Source organism: Limnohabitans sp. TS-CS-82 (assembly GCF_002943475.1).
Map to the genome: position 1 here is coordinate 68794 of NZ_PTQX01000008.1, position 14070 is coordinate 82863.

Here is a 14070-nt window from a genome sequence, read left to right on the forward strand (position 1 = left end):
CATTTATTTTTGAAAGCTCAGCACTTGATTCCAACATGAAGTGCGACTACACCGGCGCTCATGTTGTGAAAGTCCACATGACCAAAACCACTTTGCTTCATAAGGGCTTTGAGTTCTTCTTGACCCGGGTGCATCCGAATGGACTCGGCCAAGTAGCGGTAACTCGCGTCATCGCCCGCAATCATCTGGCCCAGCTTGGGCAAGATGTTGAAGGAGTACCAGTCGTAAGCCTTCTCTAGCGGTTTGGCCACTTTAGAGAACTCCAGCACCAGCAACTTGCCGTTGGGCTTGAGCACGCGGCACATTTCTTTGAGCGCCACGTCTTTGTGCGTCATGTTGCGCAGGCCAAAGGCCACGCTGACCACATCGAAATGGTTGTCGGGGAATGGCAGTTTTTCGGCGTCGCACACCAAAGTGGGCAGCACAAAACCTTGGTCCAGCAAGCGATCTCGACCTGTGCGCAACATGGCTTCGTTGATGTCGGTGTGCACCACGCGGCCCGTTTTACCCACCTTTTTGGCAAAGGCCATGGACAAATCGCCCGTTCCACCCGCGATGTCGAGCACTTGCGAGCCCTCGCGCAAGTCGGCCACCATCACGGTGTAACGCTTCCACAGGCGGTGCAAGCCGGCGGACATGAGATCGTTCATCACGTCGTATTTGGACGCGACCGAGTCAAACACGCCACGGACGTGTTTGGCTTTTTCTGTTTCGTCGACGGTTTTGAAGCCGAAATGGGTGCTGCTCATAATTTTTTTAATTTTATCAATGTGCGTGACTGCTGCAGCCTGCGCCTGCTTTTTCGGGCATGGGGGCGTCGCGGCTGGTGCCAGCTTCGCTCAAACGGCGTTCGTAATCAGCCCACAGCTGGTCTTGCTCGGAGCCTAAGAAGTACAGGTATTCCCAAGTGAACAAGCCGCTGTCGTGGCCATCGCTGAAGGTGGGTTTGATGGCGTAGTTGCCCACAGGCTCCAAGCCTTCCAGACCCACGTCGCGCTTGCCGGTTTGCAGCACCTCTTGGCCGGGGCCGTGGCCCTGCACTTCGGCAGAGGGGCTGTAGATGCGCATCAACTCAAACGGAATGCGAAACGCAGCGCCGTCTGAAAAGCTGATTTCAAGCGCACGCGAGGCACCGTGCACGGTGATGTCTTGCGGGGTGGGGGTATGTTTTTCGAGGCCTGCCATGGCTGTCTTTCTGGTTAAACCAACACGCGCTCAATGCCGCCGGCATTGGCTTGGGCCACGTACTCGGGCATCCACTGCTCGCCCAAGATCTTGCGCGCCATCTCGACCACGATGTAGTCGGCTTCGAGCAAACCGTTTTGCAAGTCATCGCCGTAACGGGTCAGACCTTGCAAGCAGCTGGGGCAGCTGGTGAGAATTTTCATATCGCCTTTGGCTTGACCGGTCATGGCACGCAAGGCCACTTCGTCTTTTTGCAACTCGGCTTCTTTGCGGAAACGCACTTGGGTCGAGATGTCAGGACGCGTCACACCCAAGGTGCCCGATTCGCCGCAGCAGCGATCGCTCTTGACCACTTGATCGCCCACCAAAGCTTTGACCGTTTTCATCGGGTCTTGCTGCTTCATGGGGCTGTGACACGGGTCGTGGAACAAATAGCCCGCTTGCTGCTCGGCGTTGAGCTTGATGTCTTTTTCGAGCAAAAACTCGTGGATGTCGACGATGCGGCAGCCCGGGAAAATCTTGTCGAATTCGTAGCCTTGCAGCTGATCAAAACAGGTACCGCAGCTCACCACCACGGTTTTGATGTCGAGGTAATTCAGCGTGTTGGCCACGCGGTGAAACAGCACACGGTTGTCGGTGATGATTTGCTCGGCCTTGTCGAACTGACCCGAACCCTTTTGCGGATAGCCGCAGCACAGGTAACCCGGTGGCAACACGGTTTGCACGCCCGCATGCCACAACATGGCTTGCGTGGCGAGACCCACTTGGCTGAACAAGCGCTCCGAACCGCAGCCGGGAAAATAAAACACCGCTTCGGTCTCAGCAGTCGTGGCCTGCGGGTTGCGAATGATCGGCACGTAATCTTTGTCTTCAATGTCCAACAAAGCGCGCGCGGTTTTCTTGGGCAAACCGCCAGGCATTTTCTTGTTGATGAAGTGAATCACTTGCTCTTTGATGGGCGCCGTGCCCACGGTGGCGGGCGGTGCCTTGGTTTGCTTGCGCGCCATCACCCCCAGCACATCGTGCGCCACGCGCTGCAACTTCATGCCCACATCGACCATCGCGCTGCGTGCGAACTTGATGGTTTCTGGGTTGGTGGCGTTGAGCATGAACATGGCCGCGGCATTGCCAGGGCGGAAGCTCTTTTGGCCCATCTTGCGCAACAAGTTGCGCATGTTCATCGACACGTCGCCGAAGTCGATGTTGACGGGGCAAGGCGTCAAACACTTGTGGCAGACCGTGCAATGGTCGGCCACGTCTTCAAACTCTTGCCAATGTTTGATGGACACGCCACGGCGGGTTTGCTCTTCGTACAAAAAGGCTTCGACCAACAAGGAGGTCGCCAAAATTTTGTTGCGCGGGCTGTAGAGCAAGTTGGCGCGTGGCACATGGGTGGAGCACACGGGCTTGCACTTGCCGCAGCGCAAACAGTCTTTCACACTGCCCGCGATGGCACCAATGTCGGACTGCTGCATGATCAGCGATTCGTGGCCCATCAAGCCAAAACTCGGCGTGTAGGCTTGGCTCAAATCGGCATGACGCACGCTGACGTCAGCATCGACATGGCGCAGCAATTTACCTTTGTTGAAACGGCCTTCGGGGTCGATGCGGGCTTTGTAATCGGCAAAGGGCTTGAGCTCAGCGTCGGTCATGAACTCCAGCTTGGTGATGCCAATGCCGTGCTCGCCCGAAATCACGCCGTCTAAAGAACGCGCCAGCACCATGATGCGGGCCACCGCCTCGTGGGCGGTTTGCAGCATGGCGTAGTCGTCGCTGTTGACGGGAATGTTGGTGTGCACATTGCCGTCACCGGCGTGCATGTGCAGCGCCACCCACACGCGACCTTTGAGCACGCGTTTGTGAATGGCATTGCACTCGTCCAAGATGGGCAAGAACTGAGCGCCCGTGAAGATGTTTTGCAACCCAGCACGGATTTGCGTTTTCCAGCTCGCACGCAAGCTGTGGTCTTGCAACTGCGGGAACAAACCATCGCAGTCACGCAACCAGCCTTGCCACAGGCCACGCACGTCCTCAATCAAGGCGCGGGCTTGTTGCACACGGTCTTCCATCAACTCGGGCGAAGGAATATCTGCCGCATCGTCAGACTTGCCCAGCGGCAAATTACCTTTTGCAAAAAATTCGTCCAAAGCCTCGCACAAGGCGATCTTGTTGCGCAAGCTCAGTTCGATGTTGATGCGCTCAATGCCGTCGGTGTACTCGGCCATGCGCGGCAGGGGAATGACCACGTCTTCGTTGACCTTGAAGGCATTGGTGTGGCGACTGATGGCGGCCGTGCGTTTGCGGTCCAACCAAAACTTTTTACGCGCCTCGGCACTGACGGCGACGAAACCTTCACCGCTGCGCGAGTTGGCCAAGCGCACCACTTCCGAGGTGACGCGGGCCACGTCGTCGGCGTTGTCACCGGCAATGTCGCCGATCAACACCATCTTGGGCAGGCCACCGCGTTTGCTCTTGGTGGCGTAGCCCACCGCGCGCAAGTAGCGGTCGTCCAAATGCTCCAAACCGGCCAGCAACACGCCGCTGCGCTTTTGCTCGGCAAACATGAAGTCTTTGATGTCCACGATGCTGGGCACCGCGTCTTTGGCGTTGCCAAAAAACTCCATGCACACCGTGCGGGTGTGCTGGGGCATGCGGTGCACGATCCAGCGGGCGCTGGTGATCAGGCCGTCACAGCCTTCTTTTTGAATGCCAGGCAGACCGCTCAAAAACTTGTCGGTCACGTCTTTGCCCAAGCCTTCTTTGCGGAAGGTTTTGCCGGGAATGTCGAGGCGTTCTTCGCGAATGGGCGTCTTGCCATCGGCTTCGAAATAGTTCAGCACAAAGCTGGCCATCTCGGCATCGTGAATCTTGCCCAGGTTGTGCTGCACGCGGGTGACTTCCAGCCACTGCGCATCCGGCGTCACCATGCGCCAGCTGGCCAAGTTGTCGAGGGCAGTGCCCCACAACACGGCTTTTTTACCGCCCGCGTTCATGGCGATGTTGCCGCCAATGCACGAGGCTTCGGCCGACGTGGGGTCGACGGCGAACACAAAACCACCGCGCTCTGCGGCGTCGGCCACGCGTTGCGTCACCACGCCGGCTTCGGTCCAAATGGTGGGCACGGGCTGGTCAAGGCCCGGCAAGTTGCGCATTTCCACCTCGGTCATGGCTTCGAGCTTTTCGGTGTTGATCACCGCGCTGCGCCATGTCAGAGGAATGGCACCGCCGGTGTAGCCCGTACCGCCGCCGCGCGGCACGATGGTCAGGCCCAAATCGATACAGCCTTTGACCATGCCAGCCATTTCGGCCTCGCTGTCAGGTGTCAACACCACAAAGGGGTATTCCACGCGCCAGTCGGTAGCGTCGGTCACATGCGACACGCGCGACAGGCCGTCGAACTTGATGTTGTCGCTGGCCGTGAGCTTCTTCAACAAGCGCGTAGTCTTTTTGCGCAAGTCGGCAATGGTGTCGAACTGCGCATTGAACGCTTCAATGGCGCTGCTGGCCGCTTGCAACAACTGCCCCACCAAGGCATCGCGCTCGGCATCGTCTTGGGGCGTGCGGCGACGGGCCACTTCGCCCAAACGGTGGTGCAAAGCCTCGACCAATTGGTGGCGGCGCTTCGGTGTATCCAGCAAATCGTCTTGCAAATAGGGGTTGCGCTGCACCACCCAAATATCGCCCAACACTTCGTACAACATGCGGGCAGAGCGGCCAGTTTGGCGCTCTTGACGCAGACGCAAGAGCAATTCCCAAGCATCGAGACCGAGCAAACGGATCACGATTTCGCGGTCAGAAAACGAGGTGTAGTTGTAGGGGATTTCGCGCAGCCGTGGGCTTTCAGGGGCCGTGGCGAGCAAATGGTTGAGCGAGGTGGGAGCGTTCATAGATCAGGGGGCGCGTAGACGGCGCTTAAGGTTCGCTTATTGGGCATGAATGGTACTGCAGGGTATGTCCCTAGCATTGGGCCGTCTCAGAGAGAACTTACGCACAAAGTGGATGCTTCAGCGTCGCCAGCCTTGGCACATCAACCACTGGACGGTGGCGCAGACCAGCACCAAAGCGCCGTAGGTGGCCATCTTGCCGTCCACACCCCAGAGCCACAGACCGCCCAACAAAGTGAGCGTGCCCAACAAACCGCCCCAAAACGTCTGCTTCAGCACACTCCAGCGCGAGGCCGAGAGCCAACCGCGCAGCGCAAAGCGGGCCAACAAGGCACACAACAAAGCCATCCACCAAGCGGGGGCGATGAAGTTAAAAGTGTGAATGACGTGTTCTAAAGGACCCATGCGCGTAAATTTTATAATCTGAGGATGGCAGTCTGGGCTTTGGGCCTCAATCACAACACAGCTCCGCTCGACTTGCGGGGTAAATTCGCGTTCGCCCTCGAAAAAATGGGGCCTACGCTGAGCGCTTTGCGCCTGAGCCACAGCCAAGACAGCGAGGTGGCCATTTTGTCCACCTGCAACCGCACCGAGATTTACGGCGCGGGCGATGCCACCCAACTGCAACAAACCTTGGCTTGGCTGGCCCAATCGGGCGGCGTGTCGCCCGATGCGCTGCAAGGCCACACCTACGCCCTGCAAGACGACCAAGCCGCCCGCCACGCCTTTCGCGTCGCCAGCGGCCTCGACTCCATGGTGCTGGGCGAGCCCCAAATCTTGGGCCAAATGAAAGACGCGGTGCGTGCCGCCTCTGAAGCCGGCGCCTTGGGCACCACCCTCAACCAACTGTTTCAACGCTCCTTTGCCGTGGCCAAAGAAGTGCGCAGCTCCACCGAGATTGGCGCGCACTCCATCAGCATGGCCGCCGCTGCCGTGCGTTTGGCCAGCCAACTGTTTGAAGATTTGAGCGAAACCCGCGTGCTGTTTGTGGGCGCAGGCGAAATGATTGAGCTCTGCGCCACCCATTTCGCGGCCAAAACGCCCAAAGCCATCGCCATTGCCAACCGCACGCTGGAACGCGGCGAAAAACTCGCCTCCCAATTTGGCGGCGAAGTGATGCGCTTGGCCGACCTGCCCGAGCGTCTGCACGAGTTTGACGTGGTGGTGAGTTGCACCGCCAGCACCCTGCCCCTGATTGGTTTGGGCGCGGTCGAGCGGGCCCTGCGCCAACGCAAACACCGCCCCATGTTCATGGTCGATCTGGCCGTGCCGCGTGACATTGAGCCCGAAGTCAAATCACTTGAAGACGTGTATCTCTACACCGTGGACGATTTGTCGGTGGTGGTGCAAACCGGCCAAGCCAACCGCCAAGCCGCGGTGGCGCAAGCCGAAGTCATCATTGATGCGGGCGTGCAAAGCTTTGCCAATTGGCTGGACCAACGCAGCAACGTGCCCCTGATTCAGCAACTCAACACCCAAGCCGACGAATGGCGCCAAGCCGAACTCGCCCGTGCCCGCAAACAACTGGCCAAAGGTGACGACGTGGAGGCGGTGCTCGAAACCCTGTCACGCGGTTTGACCCAGAAATTGCTGCACGGCGCGATGGCCGAGTTGCACGCCGGTGACGCCAACGCACGCGAAAACGCACGTCGCGCGATTGAGCACTTCTTCTTGCGCGGCAACCGCTAGGCTTGGCCATGAAAGACTTTTTACGCGCCCAACTGGCGCGCTACACGCAACGCTTGGCCGAACTTGACTTCTTGCTGTCTCGCGAAGACATCATGAAAGACATGGCGCAGTTTTTGGCCCTGTCACGCGAACACACCGACGTAGCCGCCACCGCCAGCCGCTTCGCGCGCTACCAACAGCGCGAAGCCGACATGCAGGCCGCGCAACAGATGCTGCAAGACGTGGGCGACGATGACGAAATGCGCGCCATGGCGGACGAAGAAATCGCCAGCGCCCAAGACGAGTTAACCCAGTTAGAAGCTGAATTGCAGCGCATGCTGCTGCCCAAAGACCCCGACGATGCGCGCCCCGCCTTCATCGAAATTCGCGCGGGCACGGGCGGCGATGAGTCAGCCCTGTTTGCCGCCGATCTGCTGCGCATGTACATGCGCTACGCCGAGCGCCAAGGGTGGCGCACCGAAATCGTGAGCGAGTCGCAAAGCGAGCTGGGTGGGTACAAAGAAGTGGTGGTGCGCATGGACGGCGGCTCAAGCGGCGACGGCGTGTATGGCTGGCTCAAGTTTGAGTCGGGCGGCCACCGCGTGCAGCGCGTGCCCGCCACCGAAACCCAAGGCCGCATTCACACCAGCGCGTGCACGGTGGCGGTGCTGCCCGAGCCAGACGAAGCCGAGGCCATCAAAATCAACCCGTCGGATTTGCGCATCGACACCTACCGCGCCAGCGGTGCGGGTGGTCAGCACATCAACAAAACCGACTCGGCCGTGCGCATCACCCACTTGCCCACGGGCATCGTGGCCGAATGCCAAGACGGCCGCAGCCAGCACAGCAACAAAGCCCAAGCGCTGAAAGTGCTGACCGCCCGCATTCAAGAAAAAGACCGTGCCGAGCGCGCCGCCAAAGATGCGGCCATGCGCAAGGGCCTGATTGGCAGTGGCGACCGCAGCGACCGCATTCGTACCTACAACTTCCCGCAAGGGCGCTGGACCGACCACCGCATCAACCTCACGCTGTACAAGCTCAACTTCATCATGGAAGGCGACTTGGGCGACGCCCTGCAGGCCCTGCGTCACGCCCATGAAGCCGAGCAGTTGGCGGCGCTGGAAGTGGGCAACACATGAGCGAGCACGCCTTACCTCACAACGACGCCGACTTAGAGGCTTACCTTCACCCCGAAGGCAGCACACATGCGCACGCGCTCACCATCCAGCAAGCCCTCACTGCGGCACAAACCTTAGGGCTGCCGCGCCTAGACGCCCAAGTGCTGCTGCTGCATGCCTTGAGCCGCGAACCGCATGACCGCGCTTGGCTGCTGGCCCACAGCGACGAGGTACTCACCTCTGTCATTCAAGAGGCGTTCGCCAGCTACGTGCAGCGACGACTCAACACCGAACCCGTGGCCTACATCACCGGTCACAAAGAGTTTTTTGGCCTGCGCTTGCACGTCGACGCCCGCGTGCTCGACCCCCGCGCCGACACCGAAACCTTGGTGGAATGGGCGCTGTCTAGCTTGGCCGACGTCCCTGCCCCCACTGTGGTGGATTTGGGCACCGGCAGCGGCGCGATTGCGTTAGCCCTCAAGCACGCGCGCCCTGATGCCCAGTTAAGCGCCGTGGACGCCAGCGCCGTTGCCTTGGCCGTAGCCCAAGCCAACGCACAACAACTCGGACTGGCCATGACGTTTCACCACGGTTCTTGGCTCGCGCCCTTTGGAGCGCCCCACGCTGCCCCACCCGTTTTGTTCGATGCCATCGTCTCCAACCCACCCTATGTGGCCAGCGACGATGCCCATTTGGCCGCCTTGAAACACGAACCCTTGTCCGCCTTGGCCTCGGGCCACGACGGCTTGGACGACATTCGCCTCATCGTGCGTCAAGCAAGCCAACACCTCAAACCCGGCGGCTGGCTGCTGCTGGAGCACGGTTTTGACCAAGCCCATGCCGTGCAAACTTTGCTGAGCAACCAAGGCTTCCAAGCGGTGCAAAGCCGCCCTGACATCGCGGGCATCCTGCGTTGCACGGGCGGACAATGGCCAACAGTGAAATAATTAACTTTTGATTTGGAGAGTGACTTCATGAGCGATACACAACAACGCATTGATGAACTGGTGAAGGGCAACGAGGTGTTGCTGTTCATGAAAGGCAGCGCAAGCTTCCCCATGTGCGGGTTTTCTGGCCGCGCCATTCAGATCTTGAAAGCTTGCGGCGTCGACCCCAAAGCCATCAAGACCGTGAACGTGCTGGACGACGCCGAAATTCGTCAAGGCATCAAGGAATACAGCAACTGGCCCACCATTCCTCAGCTCTACATCAAGGGCGAATTCATTGGTGGCTCAGACATCATGATGGAAATGTATGAGTCGGGCGAGTTGACTCAGGTGATCAACGGCTAAATCGCATTTGCCCCACACAACGAAAAGCCCGCTTTCAGAGCGGGCTTTTTTCATGATGGCGTGGTGACGACGGGTGGCTGCCCCGCAGGCATGGGCAATGGCAATGGCGGTTTGCAATCTTCATTGCCAAAACGCTGCACGCACAGGCTTTGCGTGCAAGCGCTGATCAAACGCCGCCGCGGTTCTTCGTTCCGATCCACGATCACGGGCTCCATGACCGTGATGCTGCTCATGGACATGATGGGCGTACACACCGTTTGCTTGCTGTGCGAGGCATCTTGAACCGTGACGCAGCTGACTTGCCCTGTGGGCACCTGAATCCAACGTTGGCGCATCTCGAACGACCGAACCTTGTCCTCTGGGTATTGACTGAACGCACCCGGTGAACACTCTTGATACGCCGCCTTGTACTCTGGCGTGGCGCATCCTGCCAACAGGACGAAGCAGGCAGACAGACATGAAAGAAAAAACGTTTTCATTGCCACATCATTTTGGCTGAGATCACAGCGTTGGGATAGTCCATGCGCCCTCGACTGCCGTTGTAACGGCCTAGCGCCAAAGCCAAATGCCCGTTTTCAAGGTTCAGGTAATGCCGCAAGATCACACAGCCGAAGCGCAAATTGGTCTGCGCCTGAAACAGCACCGACGCGTCGTCTTGCGCCAACACACGCGTCCAAAACGGCATGACCTGCATGAAGCCTCTCGCGCCCGCGCTGCTGATCGCGAACTTGCGAAAACCACTCTCAACTTGAATCAATCCCAAGACCAGCGCGGGCTCTAAACCCGCCCGCTGGCTTTCGTACCACACAGTTTGTAAAAACTCGCGACGCAAATGCGGACTGGCTAACTCGTGCGCCAACACATCGGGTGAGCCATTCGGCGTCACAGAGGTCGCACTCAAATGGGAGGCGGTGGGCATTGCTTTGCGGCGTTGCAACTGTTTGTCTAAACGGGCCTCAGCCTGTGCCAACCACTGCTGAAATGCCTGCGCCGCTTTGTCATCGGCATGTACCAAGGTGGGAGGATCGGCCTGATGCACAGCGGCACTCAGTGCGGTGCGCACCGAGTCGATCAAGGGTTCTTCACGTTGGCTGCCTGCGTGCGCTGTGACCGCACACACGACGCAGCCCAAAAAACAAGAGGCGATCAACCGCCGCAAACGCAGCAAACCGAACGCCACAGCAAAAATCAGGAGCTCAACACCCGCAAGGCCGGTTCGGCCTAAACGGGAGCGAGCACCCTGTTGCATCACAAACCGAGTTGGGCCTTCACATGCGCCAACACGTCGGCCACGGCCACTTTGGTGGACTCGGCGTTGCGGCGGTGTTGGTACTCGACCACGCCGTCTTTCAAGCCTTTGTCGCCAATGGTGACGCGGTGAGGCACGCCGATCAGTTCCCAGTCGGCAAACATCGCGCCAGGGCGCTCGCCACGGTCATCCAAGATGACGTCCACGCCCAAGGCCAACAGGTCTTCGTACAACTTGAAGGCAGCGGTTTTGACGTCTTCGCTGCGGTCCATGTTGACGGGGCAAATCACCACGGTGAACGGCGCAATCGCGTCTGGCCAAATCATGCCGCGCTCATCGTGGTTTTGCTCAATGGCGGCAGCGGGCAAGCGCGTCACGCCAATGCCGTAGCAACCCATTTCCATGAATTGCGGTTTGCCGTTCACATCCAAAAATGTGGCGTTCATGGCTTGGCTGTATTTGGTGCCGAGGTAGAACACATGGCCCACTTCGATGCCGCGCTCAATGGCGAGCACGCCTTGACCGTCTGGGGAGGCATCGCCCGCCACCACGTTGCGGATGTCAGCGACCAAGTCGGGCTCGGCCACATCGCGTCCAAAGTTGACGCCGGTCATGTGGAAGTCCACTTCGTTGGCGCCGCAAATCCAATCGGCCATGACAGCCACATCGCGGTCGGCCACGATCTTCAAAGGTTGCTTCAAGTTCACGGGGCCGAGGTAGCCAGGCTTGCAACCGAAGTGGTCGTCGATTTCCTGCGTCGTGGCGAAGCGGAAACCGCCTTCAAAGCCTGGCAACTTGCCGACTTTGACTTCGTTCATGTCGTGGTCGCCGCGCAAGAGCAAGAGCCACACGTGTGATTTGACGACTTCGCCTTTGTCGTTGAGGGTATCGGTCGCCAACACCAGCGATTTGACGGTGGTGTTCAGCGGCACGTTGAGCAAAGCAGCCACGTCTTCGCAGGTGCTTTTGCCTGGTGTGGCGGTTTTGGTCAAAGCCTGCGTGGCTGCACCGCGCGTTTGCGTGGGGGCCAAGGCTTCGGCCTTTTCCATGTTGGCGGCGTAGGTGCTGGTGGGGCAATAGACGATGGCGTCTTCGCCAGTGGCGGCAATCACTTGGAACTCTTCGCTCAAATCGCCACCAATGGCGCCGCTGTCAGCTGCCACGGCGCGGTAGGTCAAACCGAAGCGGTCAAAAATCTTGCGATAGGCATCGGCCATGACTTGGTAACTTTGCTTGGCCGAGACTTGGTCACGGTCAAAGCTGTAGGCGTCTTTCATGATGAATTCGCGGCCGCGCATCAAACCAAAACGGGGGCGACGCTCGTCTCGGAATTTGGTTTGGATTTGGTAAAAGTTTTTGGGCAGCTGTTTGTAGCTGCGAATTTCTTGGCGAGCGATGTCGGTCACCACTTCTTCGCTGGTGGGTTGCACCACAAAATCGCGACCGTGACGGTCTTTGATACGCAGCAACTCAGGCCCCATCTTCTCGAAACGGCCGGTTTCTTGCCACAGCTCAGCAGGCTGCACCACGGGCATGGTCAGCTCGATGGCACCCGCCTTGTTCATCTCTTCGCGCACGATGGCTTCGACCTTGCGAATCACACGCAAACCCATAGGCATGTAGTTGTAAATGCCAGCACCGAGCTTTTTGATCAGGCCCGCGCGCATCATCAGTTTGTGGCTGACCACTTCGGCATCTGCGGGGGCATCTTTGAGGGTAGAAATTAAAAACTGAGAGGCTTTCATGCGGGCAACTAAGGTCGATAAACAGTGGGGAATTTGGGTAAATCTGAGAGACAAGATGCAGCTCTGTGCATAATGGACTCAGTTTAAAAATTTGAGGTTTGATTATGCTTGACCGAGAAGGGTTCAGACCCAATGTCGGCATCATCTTGCTCAACCAAAGAAATCAGGTTTTTTGGGGCAAGCGCATTCGCACGCACAGTTGGCAGTTCCCGCAAGGTGGCATTGATCGAGGAGAAACCCCCGAACAAGCCATGATTCGCGAACTGCACGAAGAAGTGGGGCTCAAGCAAGAGCATGTGCGCATCGTTGCCCGTACCCGTGATTGGTTGCGCTATGAGGTGCCTGACCGGTTTATTCGCCGTGATGCGCGTGGCTTTTACAAAGGCCAAAAGCAAATTTGGTTTTTGCTTCAGTTGGTGGCGCCTGACCACCATTTGAATTTGCGCGCGACCAACCATCCAGAGTTCGACGCTTGGCGTTGGAACGATTATTGGGTGCCGTTGGATGTGGTGGTGGAGTTCAAACGCGGCGTCTATGAAATGGCACTGACTGAGCTGTCACGCTTTTTGCCGCGTCAAGACAACCGCAACCGATTTCAGCGCAACACCCATCAAAATCCTCAAGACATGATGGTGATGTCCAAGCAATTTGGGGGGTCTGGTCACATGGAGCTGCCACCCGGCGCGACGTTTGACCCAGATCCTCAATCTGCACTTCGTCCTCACGAGAGTTGAAGCGATTGACATGGGCGCATGTGCCCCATGTCATCGCTTTGCTCAGGACAACTTGGTGAGCACCAAGTTGTCGCGGTGGACCATTTCTGCTTCGGCCACGTAGCCCAGCAACGACTCCACATCGGTCGATGGCTTGCGACAGAGCAAGCGCGCTTCGGCGCTGGCGTAATTGGCCAAACCACGCGCAATTTCTTGACCTTGCCCATCCAAGATGGCGATCACTTCACCGCGTGAAAAATCACCACTCACGGCTGTCATGCCAATGGGCAACAAACTCTTGCCTTCGTTGCGCAACTTGGCAACCGCACCATCATCGATGGTGATGGAACCGCGCAATTGCAGATGGTCCGCCATCCATTGCTTTCGGGCTTGCTGCTTTTGAGTCGGTGCGATCAACAAAGTACCAATGGCCTCGCCTTGTGCCAGTCGCAACAAGGCATCAGGCTCACGCCCCCAAGCAATGACCGTGGAGGCACCCGAACCTGCGGCTCGTTTGGCCGCCAAGATTTTGGTGATCATGCCGCCGCGACCGATGCTGGAGCCTGCTCCGCCCGCCATCTCTTCGAGCTTGGCGTCCCCTGCGCGCGCTTCGTGCACGAAGGTGGCGTTGGGGTCACGACGCGGATCGGCGGTGAACAAGCCTTTTTGATCGGTGAGGATGATCAAGGCATCGGCCTCGACCAAATTGGCCACCAACGCACCCAAAGTGTCGTTGTCGCCAAATTTGATTTCATCGTTGACCACCGTGTCGTTCTCGTTGATGACCGGCAACACGCCATGGGCCAACAAAGTCAACAAGGTGGAGCGGGCGTTCAAATAACGTTCACGGTCGGCCAAATCGGCGTGAGTCAACAGCACTTGTGCAGAACCCAAGCCGTTTTCGCGCAGCTTGGTTTCGTACATCTGAGCCAAACCCATCTGCCCCACGGCGGCAGCGGCTTGCAATTCGTGGAGCTCTTTGGGGCGCGTGGTCCAGCCCAGACGCTTCATGCCTTCGGCAATGGCGCCACTGGAGACCATGATGAGTTCGCGCCCATCGCGCATAAGCGCGCTGAGTTGGCGACACCATTCACCAATGGCTTGCTCGTCTAAACCGCGACCTTCATTGGTCACCAAACTAGAACCGACTTTGACCACGATGCGACGCGCATCGCGCAACACGGTGGAGCGAAGTTCTGTCATGTTGAAACGTTAA

At 58.4% G+C, this 14070-nt stretch carries 13 protein-coding genes; 5 read left to right on the forward strand and 8 right to left on the reverse strand.

The window, feature by feature from the left end:
• Positions 1 to 17 precede the first annotated feature (17 nt).
• From ubiE to C5F52_RS16245, 4 genes are all read right to left on the reverse strand, one after another.
• A complete protein-coding gene (ubiE, locus tag C5F52_RS16230) occupies positions 18 to 749 on the reverse strand; it encodes a bifunctional demethylmenaquinone methyltransferase/2-methoxy-6-polyprenyl-1,4-benzoquinol methylase UbiE (RefSeq protein ID WP_104799411.1) in 732 nt (243 codons plus the stop codon).
• A gap of 16 nt (positions 750 to 765) precedes the next feature.
• Positions 766 to 1185 (reverse strand): gamma-butyrobetaine hydroxylase-like domain-containing protein, encoded by a 420-nt coding sequence (locus C5F52_RS16235; protein ID WP_104799412.1) that lies wholly within the window; start codon positions 1183 to 1185, stop codon positions 766 to 768.
• Positions 1186 to 1199: 14 nt separating this feature from the next.
• Complete coding sequence (locus tag C5F52_RS16240; protein ID WP_104799413.1) at positions 1200 to 5072, reverse strand: FAD/FMN-binding oxidoreductase; 3873 nt, start codon at positions 5070 to 5072, stop codon at positions 1200 to 1202.
• A gap of 117 nt (positions 5073 to 5189) precedes the next feature.
• Positions 5190 to 5474 carry a hypothetical protein gene (locus C5F52_RS16245; RefSeq protein ID WP_104799414.1) on the reverse strand — a complete coding sequence of 95 codons (285 nt, stop codon included), beginning with the start codon at positions 5472 to 5474 and terminating at the stop codon, positions 5190 to 5192.
• A 24-nt stretch (positions 5475 to 5498) separates the two neighbouring features.
• Between C5F52_RS16245 and hemA the strand changes: the two genes are divergently transcribed.
• From hemA to grxD, 4 genes are read left to right on the forward strand one after another with little or no spacing between them, the layout of a single operon-like run.
• Positions 5499 to 6758 carry a glutamyl-tRNA reductase gene (gene hemA / locus C5F52_RS16250; RefSeq protein ID WP_104799415.1) on the forward strand — a complete coding sequence of 420 codons (1260 nt, stop codon included), beginning with the start codon at positions 5499 to 5501 and terminating at the stop codon, positions 6756 to 6758.
• Between the two features lie 8 nt (positions 6759 to 6766).
• Entirely contained in the window at positions 6767 to 7876 is a 1110-nt protein-coding gene (prfA, locus tag C5F52_RS16255) for a peptide chain release factor 1 (RefSeq protein ID WP_104799575.1), read from the forward strand.
• Complete coding sequence (gene prmC, locus C5F52_RS16260) at positions 7873 to 8802, forward strand: peptide chain release factor N(5)-glutamine methyltransferase (RefSeq protein ID WP_104799416.1); 930 nt, start codon at positions 7873 to 7875, stop codon at positions 8800 to 8802. The genes prfA and prmC overlap by 4 nt, the downstream gene beginning before the upstream one ends.
• A 27-nt stretch (positions 8803 to 8829) precedes the next feature.
• On the forward strand, positions 8830 to 9147 hold the full coding sequence (gene grxD, locus C5F52_RS16265; protein WP_104799417.1) for a Grx4 family monothiol glutaredoxin: 318 nt from the start codon (positions 8830 to 8832) through the stop codon (positions 9145 to 9147).
• Between the two features lie 50 nt (positions 9148 to 9197).
• On the opposite strand, the gene C5F52_RS16270 is transcribed toward grxD, so the two are convergent.
• The 3 genes from C5F52_RS16270 to C5F52_RS16280 all read right to left on the reverse strand — a co-directional run bounded on the left by C5F52_RS16270 (position 9198) and on the right by C5F52_RS16280 (position 12141).
• Complete coding sequence (locus C5F52_RS16270; RefSeq protein WP_146100101.1) at positions 9198 to 9626, reverse strand: hypothetical protein; 429 nt, start codon at positions 9624 to 9626, stop codon at positions 9198 to 9200.
• Positions 9623 to 10267: a lytic transglycosylase domain-containing protein gene (locus C5F52_RS16275; protein WP_236657891.1), complete on the reverse strand. Its 645-nt coding sequence runs from the start codon at positions 10265 to 10267 to the stop codon at positions 9623 to 9625. Before C5F52_RS16275 ends, C5F52_RS16270 begins: the two co-directional genes overlap by 4 nt.
• A 128-nt stretch (positions 10268 to 10395) precedes the next feature.
• Entirely contained in the window at positions 10396 to 12141 is a 1746-nt protein-coding gene (locus C5F52_RS16280) for a proline--tRNA ligase (RefSeq protein ID WP_104799419.1), read from the reverse strand.
• A gap of 104 nt (positions 12142 to 12245) precedes the next feature.
• Here C5F52_RS16280 and C5F52_RS16285 point away from each other — a divergent pair, with 104 nt between their 5' ends.
• Positions 12246 to 12875, forward strand: coding sequence for an RNA pyrophosphohydrolase (locus C5F52_RS16285; protein ID WP_104799420.1), 630 nt, complete (start codon positions 12246 to 12248; stop codon positions 12873 to 12875).
• Positions 12876 to 12917: 42 nt separating this feature from the next.
• On the opposite strand, the gene proB is transcribed toward C5F52_RS16285, so the two are convergent.
• Complete coding sequence (gene proB, locus C5F52_RS16290; protein WP_104799421.1) at positions 12918 to 14057, reverse strand: glutamate 5-kinase; 1140 nt, start codon at positions 14055 to 14057, stop codon at positions 12918 to 12920.
• Positions 14058 to 14070 lie beyond the last annotated feature (13 nt).